At 44.2% G+C, this 20,799-nt stretch carries 12 protein-coding genes; 4 read left to right on the top strand and 8 right to left on the bottom strand.

Annotated features, from left to right (window positions below; all coding sequences use genetic code 11):
* Window positions 1-686: 686 nt before the first annotated feature.
* The 3 genes from F0364_RS14005 to F0364_RS13995 form a co-directional block, all read right to left on the bottom strand.
* A complete protein-coding gene (locus F0364_RS14005; RefSeq protein WP_153798407.1) occupies window positions 687-2,234 on the bottom strand; it encodes an ArnT family glycosyltransferase in 1,548 nt (515 codons plus the stop codon).
* 28 nt (window positions 2,235-2,262) lie between these two features.
* Complete coding sequence (locus tag F0364_RS14000; RefSeq protein WP_153798406.1) at window positions 2,263-3,645, bottom strand: IS4 family transposase; 1,383 nt, start codon at window positions 3,643-3,645, stop codon at window positions 2,263-2,265.
* A gap of 310 nt (window positions 3,646-3,955) precedes the next feature.
* The gene (locus F0364_RS13995) at window positions 3,956-6,394 is read right to left on the bottom strand and encodes a PKD domain-containing protein (RefSeq protein WP_153798405.1); all 2,439 of its coding nucleotides are present in this window, start codon (window positions 6,392-6,394) and stop codon (window positions 3,956-3,958) included.
* Window positions 6,395-6,809: 415 nt separating this feature from the next.
* Here F0364_RS13995 and F0364_RS13990 point away from each other — a divergent pair, with 415 nt between their 5' ends.
* The gene (locus F0364_RS13990) at window positions 6,810-7,205 is read left to right on the top strand and encodes an MGMT family protein (protein WP_153798404.1); all 396 of its coding nucleotides are present in this window, start codon (window positions 6,810-6,812) and stop codon (window positions 7,203-7,205) included.
* Window positions 7,206-7,212: 7 nt separating this feature from the next.
* On the opposite strand, the gene F0364_RS13985 is transcribed toward F0364_RS13990, so the two are convergent.
* Window positions 7,213-8,538: a ComEC/Rec2 family competence protein gene (locus F0364_RS13985; RefSeq protein WP_153798403.1), complete on the bottom strand. Its 1,326-nt coding sequence runs from the start codon at window positions 8,536-8,538 to the stop codon at window positions 7,213-7,215.
* Between the two features lie 354 nt (window positions 8,539-8,892).
* Here F0364_RS13985 and ligA point away from each other — a divergent pair, with 354 nt between their 5' ends.
* Both ligA and F0364_RS13975 read left to right on the top strand, forming a co-directional pair.
* Window positions 8,893-11,019 carry an NAD-dependent DNA ligase LigA gene (ligA, locus tag F0364_RS13980; protein WP_153798402.1) on the top strand — a complete coding sequence of 709 codons (2,127 nt, stop codon included), beginning with the start codon at window positions 8,893-8,895 and terminating at the stop codon, window positions 11,017-11,019.
* Between the two features lie 60 nt (window positions 11,020-11,079).
* Window positions 11,080-11,595, top strand: coding sequence for a ferritin (locus tag F0364_RS13975; RefSeq protein WP_153798401.1), 516 nt, complete (start codon window positions 11,080-11,082; stop codon window positions 11,593-11,595).
* 145 nt (window positions 11,596-11,740) lie between these two features.
* On the opposite strand, the gene msrB is transcribed toward F0364_RS13975, so the two are convergent.
* Entirely contained in the window at window positions 11,741-12,307 is a 567-nt protein-coding gene (gene msrB, locus F0364_RS13970) for a peptide-methionine (R)-S-oxide reductase MsrB (protein WP_153798400.1), read from the bottom strand.
* Window positions 12,308-12,478: 171 nt separating this feature from the next.
* Here msrB and F0364_RS13965 point away from each other — a divergent pair, with 171 nt between their 5' ends.
* Window positions 12,479-13,060 (top strand): adenylate kinase, encoded by a 582-nt coding sequence (locus F0364_RS13965; protein ID WP_153798399.1) that lies wholly within the window; start codon window positions 12,479-12,481, stop codon window positions 13,058-13,060.
* A 276-nt stretch (window positions 13,061-13,336) separates the two neighbouring features.
* Here F0364_RS13965 and F0364_RS13960 read toward each other — a convergent pair whose 3' ends face one another.
* From F0364_RS13960 to F0364_RS13950, 3 genes are read right to left on the bottom strand one after another with little or no spacing between them, the layout of a single operon-like run.
* Entirely contained in the window at window positions 13,337-15,301 is a 1,965-nt protein-coding gene (locus F0364_RS13960; protein ID WP_153798398.1) for a DUF3857 domain-containing protein, read from the bottom strand.
* A 19-nt stretch (window positions 15,302-15,320) separates the two neighbouring features.
* On the bottom strand, window positions 15,321-17,255 hold the full coding sequence (locus F0364_RS13955) for a transglutaminase domain-containing protein (protein ID WP_153798397.1): 1,935 nt from the start codon (window positions 17,253-17,255) through the stop codon (window positions 15,321-15,323).
* A 47-nt stretch (window positions 17,256-17,302) separates the two neighbouring features.
* Window positions 17,303-20,596: a toxin-antitoxin system YwqK family antitoxin gene (locus F0364_RS13950; protein WP_153798396.1), complete on the bottom strand. Its 3,294-nt coding sequence runs from the start codon at window positions 20,594-20,596 to the stop codon at window positions 17,303-17,305.
* Window positions 20,597-20,799: the final 203 nt, after the last annotated feature.

Raw genomic sequence — 20,799 nt, 5'->3', positions numbered from 1 at the left:
TCAAAGTTTAATGTTAGCAGCGGGAGTTTGTTTTCTTCTGTAGTTTATCAACTGAACAGACCAGTATCCAGCTACCCAATGTCATTAAGTTAAGCCCCATCGGGGCTTGCTGTTTGTAGAAACAAAATGATTTAGATGAACGGATGCCACGTAGTGGCTACCTAATCGTCGCTTAAGGGTAGCCGCTATGCGGCATAATTCCCATATTGTATGCTATTTCTACAAACATGCAGCGCCTACGGCGCAGAGAACAAAGTCTTTCTTCTTAACTTAATGACATTGTCCAGCTACCTGTAATCGGCAACTGTTCAATGTTCTTTTGTTCAAGGTTTAATGTCAGCAGCGGGAGTTTGTTTTCTTCTGTAGCTTATCAACTGAACAGACCATTAGGTTTTTACCCTTTAACAGACCAGTATCCAGCTACCTGTAACCGGCAACTGTTCAAGGTTTAATGTTGACGGCACGTAGTGCTTCTGCGCTTACGCAGCTAAACAAATTATCAGCCTTTTGCACTTCAACAGACCGGCAACTTGTAACTGGCAACCGGTAACCGGCTTTCGGGTGAGGGATTGCAGCGGATACCCCGGTGAGGCCGTCGCAGCAGGGCTTCTGTGCCGGAGTATGAGCGGAAAGCCCGACCCCTTGCGATAGCTTGGGGGCACCCCCAAAATAATATATAAGGAACCTTAGTTAAACTGGTTGGAGAAAAGCTCATCGTTGCCCTTGTAGCCATCCAGCAGGTACACATTAAAATACCGGGCAGGCTTACCGGCACGGTTTACCGCAAAGCGCTTAAGAAACACGGCTTTTTGAAAATACAATCCGTAGGTACTGTTTACATCCTGGTAATAATTGCTGGGCACAATGCAAAGCGCCTGTTTGGTAAGGGGCAACTTACCCCTATACTCGTTTAACCAGGCATAATGGTGAAGATCTGTTAACTTGCCAACGCCGGTAACATGGCCGCTTTCGGGCAGGTTTACATAATACTCTATATGCGCAGCGGGAAACCATTTATCGCAAACAGTGGCAATACCGGCGGGCAGGTGGCCGGCCTTAACCTGCTGCTGTTTCCAGCTACGGAACTGCTGGCCAAAAGATTGCCAGCCGTACATATCCAAGGTAAAATCACCATCGCCGTAGCGGGCCTCTTCTTTTTTACCCAATGTGCCCGGGAAGAAATTAATAGCTAAGGCCCCGCCGGTGAGTATGATTAGAATTAGGCCGGCGGCATAAGGTATAAGCAGCCTTATGCGGGCCTGTGGCCTGGCCTGTAAGCGATAATCAAGGTAAGCGGCTGCCACGAAAATAAGCGTTACAAAACCAGGGCCGCTCCAGTGTGGCAATACCGTTCTAAACAGCGATATGATGGTGGTAAAAAGTATCAGCGGCCAGGCACACAAAGAGAGCAGCCGGTAACTGCTTTTAGCGGTAAACCGGTACCGTTGATAACCCAGTAGCGCCATTACTATCAGCACCACGTTAAGCGGATTGTTGTAAAATACCTGGCCCAGCAGTGTTTGTATAAAGCTGTCTTTGTCAATGGAAAAACCATGCACTTCCACCCGCTCACTATGAAAGCGCCAGGTGATAAAATCGTTGGAAGCATTCCAGAAATAAATGGGGCTGATGATGATGGCCGTAATAATACCGGCCAGGTAAAAGCCGGGCTGTTTAAAAAGAGATCTGTCGTACAACAAGGCATACAGGCCGGCGCCAATCCACAAAAAACCGCCATGCACTTTACACATAATGCACAGGCCGGCAGTAACCCCAAAAGCCATCCAGCGGTAAACGGTCATGTTTTTTTTGCTTACCAGCCGCAACAACAGCCAAAGCGAAAGCAACCACCATAATATTTGCGGGCTATCCGGCAATATAAAAGTACCGGCTATAATGCAGGCATAAATACTGGTATTGTATAACAGCGCGGCAAACCAGCCGGTTCTTGCATTGCGCAGTTCTTTACCTATGCCGTAGCTGGCAACAGTGCCCAAAGCAGCGCACACAACAGCGCCCAGCCTTATAAAAAGCTCACTTTTAAAAAAGAGATTTGCTGAAAATAACCATATGAGCAGGCCTACGCCGGGCGGATGGTCAAAATAATTTTCCTGCAGGTGCAAGGCATAGGTATAATAATATACTTCATCATTACCCAGCTCTACCGTTGCGGCAACCAATAACCTTATTACAGACGAAATGATAACCAGTAAAAATAATTGCCGGCGATACATAAATGATGGGTGGTGTTTATGCGGCAATTTAAAGCATAGTGCAGAAACTGTTTAAAAATGATTGGCGCAACTTTGTAATACAATGAATATTATGATTTTCCAGTACCAGGTTGTCCATACTCATATCATAGAGTTTCTGAAGGTACTGTTGCAGTTTCTCCCTTGCGTAAAACAGTATTTCCTTTAGGCTGTCTTTTGTTTGGATAAGGGATTTAAAGCACTTATATATGCTTAAAAGCCCCCTGTGCACTTTAAAGCATATATGGGAAAGGTTGACCGCCAGTTCCCAAAAGATTAGAATGTAGAGCAGGCGTGCATACAAATAACATTCAAACCGGTGCCTTTTTGCTTTTTTTGCTTTATGGATATTGCATAGCCCTTTCCAGCACTTGAAACGGAGTTCTATCTGCCAGCGCAGCCGGTACAGGGTGCGTACATGGGCCGTTGCCAGCCGCTGTACCGTTACATTGGTGATAAAAATATTCAGCGACGCGTAAGCCTTATATCCATCACTGAGCATTTCCCCTTTCCTGCGGGCATCTGCGGCGGCTTTGCGCATGCGCTGGTTAACCACTTCCTCCGGTAATACTTCCATGATGATGCGCACCGGGTGTTTTTGTTCCTCTCCAATATAGACTTCCTTATCCCGGTAATCAATGCCATACCGTTTCATCTCCTGCCGCTCCTGATCCAGGTCTACCTGGCGGTAAAGGCCGTCTTTTTTTTCATAAATATTTATATTGGGTGGCAGGCGGCTTATGTAAAAAGCTTCTTTTGCTGCTATCCCCTGTAAAGCCTCTATGGAAAAATACCCGGTATCCCGTAGCAGCAGCGACCCCTTCTCTATCTTATCCAGGGTTTCCTGGGCATCCCTGTTATCCTGCCTGCGGGCATCGGTGGCATTCACCTCATTGACCTTACCGGTTTTTAAATCAAATTCAAACTGGATGTGCATCCCGGCCCGGGATGCGGAGCCCCCGCACCCCCGGTAAGCATCCCTGAGGCTATCGGGTAACTGAAACCGGGTGGAGTCTTTGAGTTTTACACTGCTGAAATTTTCCAGCGCAAGGGGGGCTATATTTTGTATTATCTGCAGGGATAACTGTTTTGCCAGCAGATGCCGGATAAACTCAACCGCATTTTCGTTAAAACGCTCATCAATGCTTTGCCTGCATACGGCTATCTCGTGATTCATCCTCAACTGTACACTGTGGTCATTAAGGCTTACCTCTTTGTTATCAAAGGGGCTGAACAATACCATATTCAAAAAACAATGGGGTGTCAGCTTCCGGGGGCTTCTTTTGGCAAACCCCGTCTCACGGGCTACCTGCATTAAATGCCCGGCACTGAAGACTTCCAAAACCTTTTGGCCCAGCCCTTGTTCAAAATCACGGAGCAGTCGGGCTCCCAAATTCAGTTCTTTCTTATTCCTGTGGCATATTAAATAATTGATTATCAAATAATAATACCTTAACCTGACGGCTATGGGGTATCCGCTTCAATCCCTGGCGCAAAGTGCAGCACGCTTATAAATATCAAGCCTCATTATGTGGTAAATTATAACGACAAAGGAAGCGGGATGCCGCTTCCTTTGTCGTATAAAAAAGGCCGCCTTATCTAAGGGCGGCCCGGTCATCCATCAATCTACCTTTACAAACTTATTTTTTCGATAGTCTCTGAAAAGTGGGCCGCCTTATCTAAGGGCGGCCCTTGATCATCCATCAATCTACCTTTACAAACTTGCTGTCATATTTTTTAGCACCTACCATAACTGTGCAGTAGTAAGCGCCCCTGGCTAATCTTGAAACATTTACTGTGGTCTGAAATACTTTGCCATCCTTGTTATTGTTGCTGTTCATCATAACTGTCCTGCCGCTGGCGTCCATTATAGCTATGGTTACTTTACCGGTTACTTCATCATTCAGTGTAATGGTCATGTTGCTTACCGCTGGCACAGGAGCTAATTTTAAGCCGGGTAAAACAGTCAGCGCTTTGGTGTAAAGAGCCTTGTTAATGCTTTCTGCTGCGGCAGCGCCAGCCTGTTGCGGTGCTGTAGCGTTTATCACTGTGTCAGAAACTGTTTTGGCTGCTGCTGCGCTTTCTTTACTTACAGTAAAAGTTACCTGGGTAGAGTTTGCGTTACCGTCATTATCTGTAACTGTTAGCTGCCATGTGCGTGTACCGGGGGCCAGGTTGCTGATAGTTATCTTGGATGAATACGGGTTAGTGTAAGCATAACCGCCAGGGCCGGAAATAAACATCCAGTAGTAAGATTTGATGCTTCCGTCGGCATCTGTTGATGAGCTGCCATCCAGTGTAAGGCTGTTTTCAGGAAGTGTTATATTTTTTGCGCCTTTTACTATGGCGGTTGGTAAGTCATTTGAAGCTGATACAGCAGAAGAAGTGGCTGCTGCGGCTTCATTTACCGTAAAGCTGAATATTGTACTATCTGTTAAACCATTGTTGTCTGTTACTTTTAGCTTGTAAACATGGTTACCAGCTTTTAAGTTAGTGATTTTATATTTTGAAATGTTAGAACCTTTTACAATTTGTCCTGAAGGGCCAGAAACTTTGTCCCACCTGTATGCTGATACAGTTCCGTCAACATCGTAAGAAGAGCTGCCATCAAATTGAATAGAATCGGTAGGCAGTGTGATGGCAGAAGGGCCATTTACAACAGCTTTGGGCGCCACATTTATTGGTTTGGCATTTACCACAAAGCTTATGGTTGTGCTGTCCATTGCGCCTTTGTCATCAGTTACCTTAAGCTGGTAAACATAAGAGCCTTCTGAGAGGTAAGTGATTTTGAATTTTGAAATACCGGAGCCTTTTACGGTATGGTTTGCCGGGCCGGAAACCCTGTCCCACCTGTAGGTTTTAATAGATCCATCAGTGTCGTAAGATGCGCCGCCGTCAAATTCAATTGAATCTGTTGGTAAGGTGATGGAGTTAACGCCATTTATAACAGCTTTGGGGGCATTGTTTTGAGACGCAGTTACAGTAACACTTTTGGTTGCAGTACCTGAAGCGCCTTTATCATCTGTAACAGTAAGCTGGAAGGTGTAAGAACCTGCTGACAGTTTTGAAACTTTTAAAGAAGAAGAGGTTGCGCCGCTTAAAGCATAACCAGAGGTACCAGCCGTACATTTCCAGCTATAAGATTTGATGCTGCCGTCATTATCTTTAGAACCGGTACCGCTGAGTACTACTGAATCAACAGGTAAAGTAGTGCTGCTGTTGCCGCTGATGGCTGCAACCGGGGCTTCATTTGTAGGGGCAGGGGCGCTGCTGGTAAACACGCTTTCTACTTTTGTGCTGCTGGTGCGATAGTATTGCAGCATCCATTCGTAAATATTAAGGCCATTTTGTTTATTGTTCGGATCGTAGGTTTTTGTCCAGGCGTCATGGCTGTTTGCTGTATACAATGTTAACATAGCGCGGGGGCTAATGTTGGCCGCGTTAAGGTTATTGTACCAGCCAATACTGTTTGCTGGTGCAACAGTAGGGTCTCCGTTATTGTGAAATATGTTTACCGGTAAACCTGTTTTTGCTACTGTTGCGGCAGAGCTTTCAGATGAGGGATAGTTGCCACAGATAGGCACTGCTGCTGCAAGCCTGCTGCCCAGGATAACATTTCCGGTAGCCTTGCTGTAGTAGTTGCCAAACAGAAACTGCCATGTAGTACCACCGCCCTGGCTTAAGCCTGTAAGGTAAACGCGGCTGGCATCAACCCTGTAGTTTGCAATACAGTAATCAAGCATATTCCTGATCATTGCTGTATTTCTGGCGGTAGTTGAAATTTGCGGAGAGATAACGATGAAAGATTCTGTTTTGCCGTTTACAGTAAACGTTTTGGGGAATGTACCGTTGTTGATGAGCTTGGGGATGCCGTTTTTCAAAATTTTCTGTAAGGCATCCTGTGAACCATTACCAACTTCGCCAATGCCGTGCATAAAAATAATTAGAGGGTACTTTTTGGTAGAAGTGGCATAATCTGCCGGAAGATACTCCCAAAAACCTTTGATGTAGGTGTCAACTGTTTTTGTGATGGGAGTGTGCGTCTGGGCCTGTGAAAAGCTGAACGCGAAGAAGGCCGTAAGAACTAAGATTGCTTTTGAAACGGGCAATACTATGCCCTTGATGAAAAATTGGTTTTTCATTTGAAAAGGATTTTTAGATAATGGATGATTGGAATTTTAAAACGGGCGGAGGTAGATGAAGCCGCTGCGCTTTATTTTAATTTGTGTTATCTTCTTTAATCATTTGTTTTTTGATTAATTTGATAACACAAAGAAACAACAGCGCGGGGCCGTTTAAAATAGAAGGAAAAGTATATCGCAGGTACTGGTTATCAACTACACAGGTAGAAAACATACTACAAATTGTAATATTTTCTGAAGACCGGTGTAGCGCGTTACATTACAGGAAACCAAGGCTCACAAAACTGTTTCATTTATTGTAAAGTGAACAAAATCAACAGATTATAATAAATCAGCATTGTAGTATTGTTGTTACACAGCATTTGTCTTGTTTTGTAGACAACAATAAAAAGCTTACAGGTAATAGTTATAAAGCATGAAGAAAAGTAAAACCACTACAGAAAAAAATAAAGAAAGTTTGCCGGTTGCCGGCAAACAAAAGCAGCATTCTTTTTTTGAAGATGTGTGGGATGTTGCCCGCCAGGTACCCAAGGGCAGGGTTACTTCTTATGGTGCTATTGCCAATTACCTGGGTACCAAATTATCTGCCCGTATGGTAGGCTGGGCTATGAATGGCGCTTTTGCTGCAAAGCCCAAAGTACCGGCCCAGCGTGTGGTTAACAGGAACGGCATGCTTAGTGGCAAAATGCATTTTGAATCACCTACACGCATGCAGGAACTGCTGGAGAAAGAAAAAGTAAAAGTGGAAAACGATAAGGTGGTGGATTTTAAAAACCTTTTCTGGGACCCGGCCAAAGAACTTGGCTTGTAGCCCGAACCTATTGAGTACCCTTTTTTGAAAGATATGGGCCAAAAACCTGCTTAACCGGCATGTCTTTCCTGCTGTCATCCAGAATAATAATGTAATACTCCTTTCCGCCCGGTAAAACCCGCACCACAATATGGCCTTGTGTACTTTTATATGACCGGTCTATCAATGGGCCTATTACGTATTTATTAGCATCCAGCATATTGGTGGCAAATAAATCCCGCTCTTCACTATATAAATGTTTGGTGGTTAACCGTATCAACACCTCGTGGCCGGGATGGTCGGCACTCCAAACCTGTTCTATCCAGACTTTGGGTTTAAAGGTTTTTACCTGGAATTCGTTAACCGCATCCCTGTTGCCATGGTGGTCCAGCGTAGCTACATCTACTTCTCCTATGGCTTTGGCTACAGGTGTTTCCACATCACGCCAGGGCGCATCGCCGTAAAATATGTTGCCGCCGCAATCTCCACCGGTGTAATAAACAAAGGGGCCATAATTGATGGTAAATACCAGGCTAAGACTGTTTTCATCCGGCCAGGTTTTACGGTTAGCCGTATCAACGGGTGGAAAGTGTTGAAGGGTGGAGCTATCTTTTCCAGTCCATATATCACCATTAACTTTTACATTCTGAACATAAAAGCCGGGAAATTTCTGCGGTTGGTACAGCATTTTTATTTGCTCTTTTGAACCCGCTTTAAACCTGGCCGCTTTAAGTCCGTTGGCCTGCTGTGCTTTTATAAAATCCAGGTAATTGTAAAAAGACTTCTCGTAAAAAGTTCCCTCTGATTTATAAGATGCCAGCAGTTTTTTTAAATCTACAGGTATACAATAATCCGGATAGCCCCTGTCCAGCAAAGTCTTTATTGGTATTATATCTCCAACACCGGTAATACCTGTAAGCGCATACCTGGCTGAGGCAGCAACCGGTGTGTTTGGGTACATGCTGCCAAAATGGTCATCGTGAAAATGAGATATGGCGGCATAATCCAGTACAGCCTTGTGGCTTTTAGGCGCTGCCTGTTGAATATAATGCGCAATCCACTCATACGGGTGCTTGCTGTTATCAGGCCTTATAACTGAGTTGCGTGGGGTTAAAACCCTGTCATCCGCTGGGTTCATTTCGCCGGCATCAAAAAGCATGGTAGTACCATCTGGAAAAATATAATATGCGGCATTGCCCCTCCCGGTATTGATATGGTGCAGATCCAGGAAGCCCTCCTGCCATGCGGGCAGGGCTTTACCAGGCTCTACCACCTGGGCTATTGACTGGTAAAAGAACAGCAGTACTAAAAAGGTTGCAAAGGTATTTTTGCCGGGTAGCATGCAGGTATTCATACAACAAAGTTGGCGGGTACATATTTACCAATTTTTTCTTATTAAAACATAACATAATAATAAATTGAGAGTGCAGCATGTTTACAAAATAAGCAGCCTGTTGCACTACCGGGTGAGGGATTGAAGCGGCTACCCCGCTGAAGCCTTGTGTGCCGGATGTTGCGGCGGAGTAATAGCGGAAAGCCCGACCCCTTGCGCAGCTTGGGGCACCCCCAAAAAGCAAGTACGAAGTTTGAAGTACGAAGTACCTTCTCTATGTAAGATGTTAGATGTGGGCTGTACGATGTAAACAATGTAAGATGTTAGGTGTGTGATGTACGATGTAACTTTTATCTTAGCCACAAATTACCGTTTATGTATAGTGCGGCCACCTCTAAAAAATTGCAGGAGCAAACCCAGTCATTTCTTGAAAATACAGCAAGCATTACGGCAGATAATATTCAGGCGCTGAGAGATGTGCTGCGCTTTCATGAATACAGGTACTATGTAATAGACGATCCGCTGGTTTCTGACGCCGAGTACGACCAACTGTACAAACAACTGGAAAAACTGGAGACTGGTAACCCGCTGCTGATAACAACAGACTCCCCCACCCAGCGTGTGGGCAGCAGCCTTAACCAAAACTTTCCAACGGTGCAGCACCTGGTACCCATGCTTAGCCTGGATAACAGCTACAACGCCGAAGACCTGTTTGACTTTGACCGCAAAGCCCGTGAAGCTACTAACCTGGATGTTATTGAATATTGTATTGAGCCTAAGTTTGACGGGGCCAGCATATCCCTGATATATGAGAACGATATACTGGTTAGGGGCGCCACACGTGGCAATGGCGTGGAAGGTGAAGACATAACCACCAACATAAAGCAGATAAAATCTATACCGTTATCTGCCCCATTTTCAAAATATGGGGTGCAGCAGGTGGAGATACGTGGCGAGATAATAATGACCAAGAAAGCATTTGCCAAATACAATGAAGGCCTTGCAGAACAAGGCCTGCCGCCATTGGCCAACCCTCGCAATGCCGCCAGCGGAAGCCTGCGCCAAAAAGACCCTAAAGCGGTTGCCAAAAGAAACCTGGATGCTTTTCTGTACCACATTAGTTATTACACCACCATAGATGGATTTACCTTTTCATCAGACGGGGAACAGAATGATGAGCTGCCGAGGAGCAAATTCCTGGCAACGCATGGCGGCTCGCTGGATATGTTGTGGGAATGTGGGTTCCGCTCTCCTAAAAAAGAAAAAATGGTAGTAAAGGGTATTGAGGAAGTAATAAAACATGTACAGGATTTTGAAGCCATGCGTGATACCCTGCCTTACGAAATTGACGGCATGGTAATTAAAGTGAACGATTTTGGCCTGCAGGATATAATGGGAATGACCACCCACCACCCACGCTGGGCCATAGCTTTTAAATTTAAAGCCAGGCAGGCTACCACCAAATTGCGTGCTGTGGAGTTCCAGGTGGGGCGTACCGGCGCTGTTACACCTGTTGCTAAACTGGAACCTGTTTTTCTGGGCGGCGTTACGGTGGGCAGCATCTCTATACACAACGAGGATTATATAAAAGAGAAAGATTTAAAAATTGGCGATACCGTTTTAATAGAACGGGCAGGGGATGTAATACCGCAAATTGTAAAATCAATGCCGGACATTAGAACCGGTAAGGAGAAAGAAATTGTTTACCCCAGGCAATGCCCTGTTTGCAAAAGCGAACTGTATAAGGAAGAAACAGAAGCCGTTTGGCGGTGCATTAATATAGAATGCCCCGCACAGGCGGTAGAGCGCATTATACACTTTGTAAGTAAAGATGCCATGGATATTAAAAGCTTTGGCGAGGCCAACGTTAGAAAATTTTACGACCTGGGCCTGCTGAAAGATGTTCCCGGTATTTACAAGCTTGATTTTAATGCAATCGGCCAACTGGAAGGCTTTGGAAAAAAATCTATAGATAACCTCAGCAGCGCTATTGAAGCCAGCAAGCAACAACCGCTCTACCGCCTGGTATATGCGCTGGGCATTCGTTTTGTGGGAGAAACAACCGCAAAAACTTTGGCTAATGCGGTGGAAAACCTGATGGACCTGGCCAAAATGAGCGAGGAAGAGCTACAGCAACTGGAAGACATTGGTGTTAAGGTTGCTCAAAGCGTTTATAACTTCTTCAGCAACCAGCAAAACCTTGCTATGCTGGAAGAGCTGCAGCAACTGGGCCTGCAGCTTAAGAACGTTAAGAAAGAAAAAACCGGTACAGATACACTGCACGGGCAAACCTTTTTATTTACAGGCACGCTGGCAAAGCTTAAACGTAACGAGGCAGAAGCGCTTGCTGAGCAGCATGGCGGTAAAATTGTAAGCGGCGTGAGCAGCAAACTTAATTACCTGGTAGTGGGCGAAGATGCGGGCAGCAAACTGGAAAAAGCTAAAAAAATAAACACTATAAAAATTATTACCGAGGATGAGTTTTTGGATATTGTAAAGTAAAACACCATACTTCTGTTATACCGTTAAATTATCTATCTTGAAACACTAAAACCATTCATTATGTTATCAAAACCCATGCAGGAAGCGCTAAACAAGCAGGTTCAGCTTGAAGCGGAAAGCTCACAGGCCTACCTGGCCATGGCAAGCTGGGCAGAAATTCAGCCAGGCCTTGACGGTGTTACCAACTTTTTTTATACGCAGTCTGATGAGGAGCGGGTACACATGCTGAAACTGATACGCTTTATTAACGAGCGTGGCGGCTTTGCGGTGGTGCCCAAACTTGAACAGCCCATTATAACTTTCATTTCTCTTAAAAGGGTTTTTGAAGAATTTCTAAAACACGAAATAGGCGTATCCGAAAGCATTAATGAGCTGGTGCATTTATCTCTTTCTGAAAAAGATTATGCAACGCACAATTTTTTACAGTGGTATGTAAACGAGCAGATAGAAGAAGAACACCTGGCACGTACGCTTAATGATAAGCTGGAACTGGTGGGCGAAGACAAGGGCGGTATTTATTTGTTTGACAGGGATATTATGCTCTTCCGCAACCAGGGAGAAAAGAAAAGACATTAGAATTTTTATGAGCCCGGCAGAAGAACAAGTATTAAGCTTCCGTTGCGTCGCACTCTTGTACTTCCGGGTTCGCTACGCGGCTTTTCCCGCAGGGTAGAATAAAAAAACGGGGCTTCACTTTGCAAAGTGAAGCCCCGTTTTTTTATTATTGTTTATTTTCTTCGTTGTACTTTTTTTCTGCTTCCTGCGCTTTCTCAAAATCAAGCACTACGCCGTTAATGCAATAACGCAGGCCGGTTGGCGGCGGCCCATCTTCAAATACATGCCCCAGGTGGGCCTTGCAACGGCCGCACTGCACTTCAGTCCTTGTCATGCCGTGGGTATTGTCTGGCGTGTATATGATAGCCGCCTTGCTGATGGGTTGGTAAAAACTGGGCCAGCCGCAGCCGCTCTCAAACTTGGTATCGCTTTTAAAAAGTGCGTTGCCGCAGGCGGCACAATAATACGTGCCCACTTCTTTAAAGTCTTCAAACTTGCTTGTCCATGGCCGCTCTGTGCCCTTTTCACGGGCTATATAATAAACTTCGGGCGACAAAATCTTTTTCCATTCCTCATCTGCGATGGCCACTTTAGCGGTATCTGTTCTTGAATAAACAGTGCTTTTGGCGTTTTTGTCTGTATTTTCCATCTTCTTATCTTGTTTTTTATTGTTTTGAGCATAACAGCCCTGTATTACAAATGCATAGATAAATAGCAGGCTTAACCATTTCATATATAAACGTTTTAGAAAAATACGGTTATTGTTGTTTAACGGTTTAAAGGCTTGAATGGTTTAACTCATTTTTGAGATTTGAGTGAACAAATCTCAAAAAGCGGGGCCATTTGTTAAAGGTTTTTAAAAGCGATTGCTATATTTGCCACTCACCTAATCACAGCAAGCAATATGTTCAATATTATTTTATTCGGCCCTCCGGGTAGTGGTAAAGGTACGCAAAGTGAAAACTTAATAGCTAAATACGGTCTTATTCACCTTAGCACAGGTGATTTGTTGCGGAAAGAGATGAAAGAAGGAACACCCCTGGGCCTTGAGGCCAAGGGCCTGATTGAAAAGGGGCAACTGGTTCCGGATGAAGTAGTTATAGGCATGATAAGCGCAGCGCTGGATGCCAACCCCGGCGCCAAAGGTTTTTTGTTTGACGGCTTTCCACGCACAGTGGCACAGGCGGAGGCGCTGGACAGGTTGCTGGAACTGAAAAAGACTTCTATTGGTGTTGTGCTGGCATTACAGGTAAACGAGGATGAACTGGTTAAACGGCTGGTAAACCGTGCCAAGACCAGCGGCAGGCTGGATGATGCGGATGTGGAAGTTCAAAAGAAGAGGCAGGATGTGTACAAGAAAGAAACCTTGCCGGTTGCGGCTTATTACAGCCAGTTTGATAAAGTGGTAAACCTTAACGGAGAAGGCAATATAGAGGATATCTTTGCATCGTTATGCACCGAAATAGATAAAAGGAAGAAAAATTAAAGTTTCTCTTTATAAACCAAAACCAACCAACAGGCCCCGGCATTGCCGGGGTTTTTTAATGTGCTGAACGGCAGCGGGCTGGCAGAATGTTACGAAGCGTCACCACCGCGCCAGGGATAGAAGCGGAAAGCCCGCAACCACCGCAGCCTTAGCGGAGGTGGTGAGGACTTGCAGCGGATAGCCCGGCCCGCCCTGTATTTTGGCGGGGGCGCCCTAAACTGTAGTCACAAAAAAAGACGCCCGCCGGGCGCCTTTTTAAACCGTTTAACTGGCAACTTATTTTTTCTCCAGCACAAATACCACTTTATTAAAATCTGCCGCCGCGTTGATTACTTTTTTAAAGTCTTCAAACTGCGAAAGCGGATAGGTAAGATTGCGGTAGGTTTCGTTAATGATAATTTCAACCTGCTGGCCATTTTGCTTTGCCGTGCTGGTAAAACCCATGGTAACTGTATCGCCATCTTTATAGGAAATATCCATATCCGCATCTTTCAGGTTTTTTATGCTGTAACCGTCGGGTATTTGCAATTGTACCGTGCGTTGCAGCACATGCGGATAAGGCAATTCTACAGGTAACTGGCGGGGTTTTTCCTGGTACATCTGCACCTGGGGGCCGATTATTTCGCCAATTTTCAACAGCACTTTGTTGCCTGCACGTTCCATCATATCGGCGCTTTTAATATCGCCGCCAATAATGAGTGGTTTATTGTCGAAGTAATCCGGCAGCAGGGTGTTTTCAATTTTAATATTGGAAACATCGGTGCTTTCTCCACCTACGCTTTTAATAATTTCTTTGGTGGCTTCGTCCTGTTTGTCTTTAGGCAGAAATACATAAATGGGGCGGTAAGAGGTAGCGCCATAACCTTTTAAAATTTGCTTGCTGGTAATGAGCAGGGTATCCAGCGATTCATTAAAACGCAGGCTGGCCTGCAGGTTAATGGCGTGTTCTTCAAAAGGCTCCATAGCAATATCGCCAAAAGAACCGATGGCCGTTTTAAGGTTGCCGATGGAAAGAGTTTTTAGGAACAGCCCCCTGCCCCCGGCAAGAACGGGAGAAATGTAGGGATACCGAAGCTCTACAGAAACCGGGGAAATGTATTTTTTGGTACCGGGAAAATAAAGCAGCATATCATCTATGCGGTTCCAGTTTTCCAGCTCTTCATCCAGCGGATAATCTCCGCGGCTTGAAGCAAAGACGATTTGGTAGTTAATGTTTAATTTATCGTACAGGGCAGTCAGCAGCCGCAGAGAGCCCCCATCGTTACAGGCTTTTGTACGGATGATTTTTTCCAGGTCGTCGCCATCTTCGGAGATAAGCTTTTTATCTATATTGAAATTGGTTTTTACATAATCTTCTACTGCCAGGATTGTATGCGCTTCATCGCCATCTGCAATTTTCATTTTTGAGAAAAGTCCATCCACGGCTTTTTGCTCCTTGGGTGTGCGTGTGGTATAAACGCCATAGGCTTTTTTGGCGAACTCCTTCCAGGTGTACAACCTAACGTCAGAATTATTGGAAAGGTTATAGCTTAGTTTATACTCCACACGTTTAAGATATTTATCACGCATGCTGTACTTTTCATCTTCCAGCGTGGGTATGTTGGCGGCATTGCCGTCAATAAAACGTTCTTCGCCAATAACAGAATCTGCGCTTACGTTGAAACCATTATAGCCTTTTGCATCAAACTTTAAATGGTTAGGAGCTATAAGGGTAAATACGGCCTCCTGAACAGGCAGCGAGCCGTCCTGGAAGATTTCTATTCCAAAAACACTTAGTGGTTTTTTAATGCTGTAGCTGTACTCTACCTCGGCGCCTTTTTCAACGCCATCCAGGGCAAAGAGTTTGTATCTGCGTTCATCTTCCTCAATTTCTTTGATCTTGTCTTCTGTTAAGGTGTACAATTTGCCGCCGGCTGTAAGTGTTCTGGCTTTTATATCCTGTATGGCGGCGTTGTAATATACCGGTACATATATTTTATTGAACATTTCTATACCCTTATCATCGTTTATCTTGATGATCTTGTGATAGGTGGTGTAGACAAACATGTCTTTATCTTCTTTACGGTAGTGTATCTTTCTTTCATCAAGAATGGCTACCGCGCTTTCGGTTTTAAAAGAATCGGCAATGCTATGAAGTACTGGTTTTTCCTGCCAGCGTGTAAGCGGACTGTAAGTATACCGTTGGGCATTAACGGCATAAGCTGCTAACAAACATGCCGCTGTAAAAATTAATTTTCTCATACAACTGTATCTGTAAAATTTAATTGCTTTTTGTAATAACTACCTGTTCCTTGTATTGATTCTGAAGTTCTTTTATGGCACTATTCCAGGTAGCAAAGTCTTTTGGCTGCATTAGCAGGAAGTTATTCCTTATTTCCTGTTTTGCTATTATTTTGTTTCCCTGCACGCTATACTGTATATCGAATGATACAGCATCGTTCTTAAGATTGAAGTTTTTGGGCAAGTAATTTACCTTGTATGTTTCCGGAACATCCAGTATGGTGTATTGGGTAATAACATAATGATAGTCGTTTTCCATGGCCACTTTGCGTTTGGCGGTGTCTATAACTGAGGATGCAAAGAACTTTTCCAGGTTAAGGTTAATGTACAGTTCGTCCGCAACTTTTTTACCGTAATCTGGCACATGGAAATCTGCTTGTATGTTTACCAGGCTTTTATCTTCCTGCTTGTTGTTAATGGTGTAATCTCCCAGTATGAATTTGTTGCTGGCTTTGCCCATGCGGCTTTTAACAAAGTCCCGGGTATCCCTGGCATCCCGGTACATAAGGCCGTTGTTGATATCTGTTGCAAAGTAGCCCTGGTAATATACACTGCTGCGGCCCTTGATGCCGTTATCGGCAATGGAAATAAATGTACTGTCAACCACCGCGTTTTTATCGCTTTCAATTACTGGAACACGCTCTACCTTGTATTCTTTTTCGTTGATGGCAATTAAAGCCTGCTTGCCCTGTATGGCATTGCTGGGCAAACCAAAAATGCAACCCGGATCGGTGCCATCCAGGAAAATCCACTCGCTGCCAATTTTTACGGCAGATATCATGTGGTTATCCGTTATGGGCAGCGATACTTCGGTATAATCGTAAGGAATATGGCGGGTGCCAATCCATGTAAAGTGTGCATCCAAACCGGCCAATTGCATCATGGCGGTAAGCAGGCTGGCCATATCCTTGCAATCGCCATAGCGGCGTGTGCATACGGCTTCAGCCTTACGTGGTACAAAACCCTCCAGCCCATCTTCAAAAGCCACGTACTTAATATGCTGCTGCACCCACTGGTAAATGCGCTTGGCTTTTTCTTTGGGTGTGGTAATGCCGGCTGTTAAACTATCTGCCAGGTGCTTAATGGTTTCGCCCTTGGTATTGTCAAGGTTTTTGATAAAGGCGTAATTCCATTGGTAAAGGTCATCCAGGTTGCGCAGGTAGTTTACATTTTCTCCATTATCGTTTTTATAAGATGCTATCTGCACAATAACATGAGGCTCGTAATAAGACATGGAGGGCGCATCGCCAAAACGATCCAGGTGTTTTACATCATTGGCTGTAAATTCATAAGAATGTTCCCTGCCCTTATTGTCTTCCTTTACCTTAATTTTTTGCTGCCCATCGTTCCTGATGTTGTATTTTATCTCCATGTCAGAAGGAAAACTGATAGTGAATTTCGCGTTTACCACCGGCAGGTAAGAAGCAAAATAAAAAGGCGAAAGCAGGTGTGGGTCTTTGTTGTATTCCGTACTGTTTACAACGGCATAAGCTCCTTTTACAAGCGAGGAAAAATCGAAGGCGGATTCTTTTACATCGTCATAAAAAACGCCGCTGCTCCGTGAGCTTTGGGTTTTTATTTCCGGCACATTTATCTTTTTATAACGGTTGCCATCCGGGTAGCGGGTATAGGCTTCCAGTTCTTTCAGTTCGTCAAAGGAACCATGAAAGACTTTGTATTTATTATACAAGCCGTTTGCTTTGTCGTCAAGCACGGCAATTTCAATGTATTCTTTGGTCTCTGCCTGTGGCACATTGTCTTTCAGGAAAATGCGGGTATCGCGGTTGTAGTTTAGGAATACCGCATAATTGTTGGGATATTTTGCGGCAAGCTCTTCGATGGTTTGGGCAGAAGCCCGGGCAGGCCAGGCCACCACTGCCGCCATCAATATCCATAGCGTACCAAATGTTTTCATGTATGTTGAGTTTGTTTATGTAATTAAATGCCGTTGGGCAAAGGGGTTTATTTTACTTCCAGCAACATATTGTAATAATACAGCCTTGTTTGCTTGAGCTTCCCGGTTTCATCGTAGTATTTGCACAGGCCATTCTGCTTACCTAAATACCAGTTTTCTTCAGCTTTTAGTTTGCCGTTAGGATGATAATATTTTTGCAGGCCGTGATTATTACCGGCAAGGTAGTTTTCTTCTTTTTCTAACTGGCCGTTGGTAAAATAAATTTTCTTAATGCCGGATTCCCTGCCCTCTGCCCTGGTCCCATCAATATAAGGCTGGCCATTAGTAAAATATATTTTACGGATGCCGTTTATAACACCGTCTTCAAAATTCATTTCAGCGCTTTTGTTGCCATTTTTATAGTAGGCAGTTACCATGGCTGTACCGTATAAAACCGGTATCGGCGCCACCATATTGCCATCTTTACCCTGGTAAGTATAGCTAACCAGCCTGTCAAACTCGTAGTTAAGCTGTACCGCCAGTTGGTTGTTATCCCCATAAATGCTGTAAGGGCCATGTAGCATATTGTTTTTATACAGCATTTTCTTATCCAGTGTACCATCTTCATTATACACCAGGTAATCGCCATCCTGCTGCCCATAAATATAGTTTTCCTGGTACTCAAGTTTGCCATTGGGCCAATAATGCTTCCACAACCCATCGGGGTTGCCGTCCGCATAACGTCCTTCTGCTTCCAGTTGGCCGCCATAATAATAAGATTTAAAGAGGCTGTCCCTGTAACCTTGTTTGTAGAACTGCAAAGTATTAAGGCTGCCGTCAAAAAAGAAAGCCTCATATTTTCCGTTCAAGGCATAATTTTCATAGCTGCCCTTCAGATAATCCTTACCGTTAAAATGTTTAAATGTAAAAGAAGCCTTTCCCTGGGGCATATCAATATCTGCCACCTCTTTTCCGGTAGAGTCGAATTGTGTAATATGCTTTAACCAGCCATAAGTAAACAGTTGCTCGTAGTCTTTTTTTCCGTTAGGATAAAAATAAGCAGTATAGCCATGCTGCTCATTATCGCTGTAATACGTTTCGGCGTGTTTGTTGCCTGCATAATCATATTCAATATGGTTGTCTTCTTTTTTGTCTGCAGACATCCAGCCCAGGTACCTGGGTTTACCATTATCATGGTAAGATTCGTACCATCCATCTTCTTCATCCTGTACAAAATTTATCTTTTCAGATAATGCCCCGTTGCTATGGTAAAGTGTACGTTCTCCCTGCAGGCGGCCCTGTTTGTAAATACCGCTCATTTTAACCTGGCCGTTTTTATAATATCCTTTAAAAGCCCCATCCCTTATGCCTTCTTTGGTAAAAATAAACTCGCTTGATTTTGTGCCATCCTGGTTGTAATAAGTAATGTTACCACCCCCGTTTCTGGATGCATTGCTACCGATAACTTTTCCTTCATAGTCATAAAACTTCATTTCTTTAAAGCGATCTTTCTGAAATGTGCTTTCGGTAAACAGTTTTCCATCCTCTGTGTAGTCTTCAGATTTACCTGTCAATTGGCCATTTTCATAAGTTGATTTTTCACTCAGTTTGCCATTGAGGTGGTATTCTCTAAATTCTCCCTGCATTTTGCCGTTTACATAAGTATATTCCTTGTGCAATGTTTTATCTGAGTAGTATTCTTTCCAGGCGCCGTCCTGCTGGTCATCCACAAAATTGCCTTCCATAACAAGCACACCGTTGTTTTCATATTTTTGAAACAACCCGTTTGCCTTACCATCCTTGTAAATGGTACGGCTAAGCAACCGCCCGTTTACATAATAGTGCAACTGCTCTCCTTCCTGTACATCATCTTTGTAGTTGTACACATAATCAAGAGTTCCACGCAGGGTATAGCTTTTTTCAGTTCCGGTTTTTTTGCCATTACTGTATTGGGTAACCCTTTTCAAAAGGCCGTTGTAGTAATAATCTCTCGATTCTCCGTTCAGTTCGCCGGCGGCATAATTGTCTTCGCTCATAAGCATGCCGTTGCCAAACCAGGACGTACTTTTACCATCCGCCTTATCCGCTTTAAAATTCGATCTTTCCTTTAACTGGCCGCTGTTATAGTAAAATACCCATTCACCTTCGTTGCCCTCTTCGTTATTCAGCATGCCTTTGGATTTTAATGCGCCATTACTGTGATAAAACTCCCAGGGGCCGGTAAACTTCTTTTCATCGTTAATTATGGTCCACTCGCCTTTACCGGCAACATAGTTATCAGACCAGTAAAAGCGGGTTTTGGCCGTTTTACGGGCAGCAGCATCAGCCAGTTGGGTTTCTTTAATTTCATTAAAGTAGGTAACCAGTTTATCTGCAAAAGCCTGCAGTTCTTTTTTATTCTTTTTTACAAAAGACTGAACATCTTTTATATCCAGCCCGCTGAACATATAGTTGGCAGCTTTGTTGAGGTCTCCCTGTTGGTAAAGAGCGGTAAAATACGGTACATAATACTGCATGGTAAAGCCCTTATCCGCGGGGTTAAATTCCAGTTTTTCCAGCAACACCTGTAACTGGCGGGTAATAGGGTCTTCAAGAGAGGTTTGCAGTTTGTAGCCCCTGTCAAGCGCCGCTTTACTGGCCAGTATTTCTTCCTGCAGTTCAAAATCATCTGTGCTTAAAGCCTTGCGCTTGGCGGTGTTTTTAGCCACATCATCTGTCGCGTTGGCTATGCTGGAAAGGTAGCGTGTAATACGGCCGGCATACTTGTGCTCGGGGTTTATCAGCAAAGCGGTGGTAAAGTTAAGCATGGCGGGCGCCATACGTCCGTCATCAAAGTTAATCACACCCAAAAAGTAGTGGGCAGATGGATAGTAAGGGTTAATCAAAACGGTTTGCTGCAGGCAGGCCTTTGCTTCTGTATATTTCTTTTCGCCCATAAGGGTAACCCCTTTGTTAAACCAGGCCAGGTAGTTGTAAGGACTTATTTTTATTATTTCTTCGTAGTATTTAATGGCTTCATCCTTTTTGCCAAGTTCATCCAGGGTATTGGCCAGCAGGTTATACCATTTGTCTTTTTGCTCAGGAAAGCGCTTAATTCCTTCTTCAGCGTAAGCTTTGCTGGCGGTAAAATTACTGTCTGAGTAACTGGCTAACGAAAGCTCATGCAAAGCCCGGCTGTAATTGGTATCGCTGCGGGAAATTTTACTGAAAAGGGCGATGGCTTCTTTGTACTTGCGTTCCTCGTAAAGGGCAACTCCTTTGTCAAGCAGTTCGCCGCTGTTAATACGTTCCTGTGCTAAAGCGGGGCAGGCAAATACGGATACAAGCACCAGCAGTGCCGGTAGTGTTAAGGGTTTAAGCATATGTTATGTTCAATGTTATAGGAAAAGTAAAAATATGTTACGGATTTGATATTAAGCGTGGCTGTAAAATTTTAAGCGGTATTAGATTATTTTTTAAGGAACTGAAAACTGTATTTGGTTACCAGCGACGGTATTTCATGGCATCGCCTGTTGCGTCGCATTACGTTCATCGTTCTGTTCTTTTGGCGGCTTTTCAGCCAGGG

Source organism: Foetidibacter luteolus (assembly GCF_009650435.1).
GTDB lineage: Bacteria > Bacteroidota > Bacteroidia > Chitinophagales > Chitinophagaceae > Foetidibacter > Foetidibacter luteolus.
The sequence above is the reverse complement of the archived record's forward strand: the minus strand, read 5'-3'. Positions and strand labels throughout refer to the sequence as shown.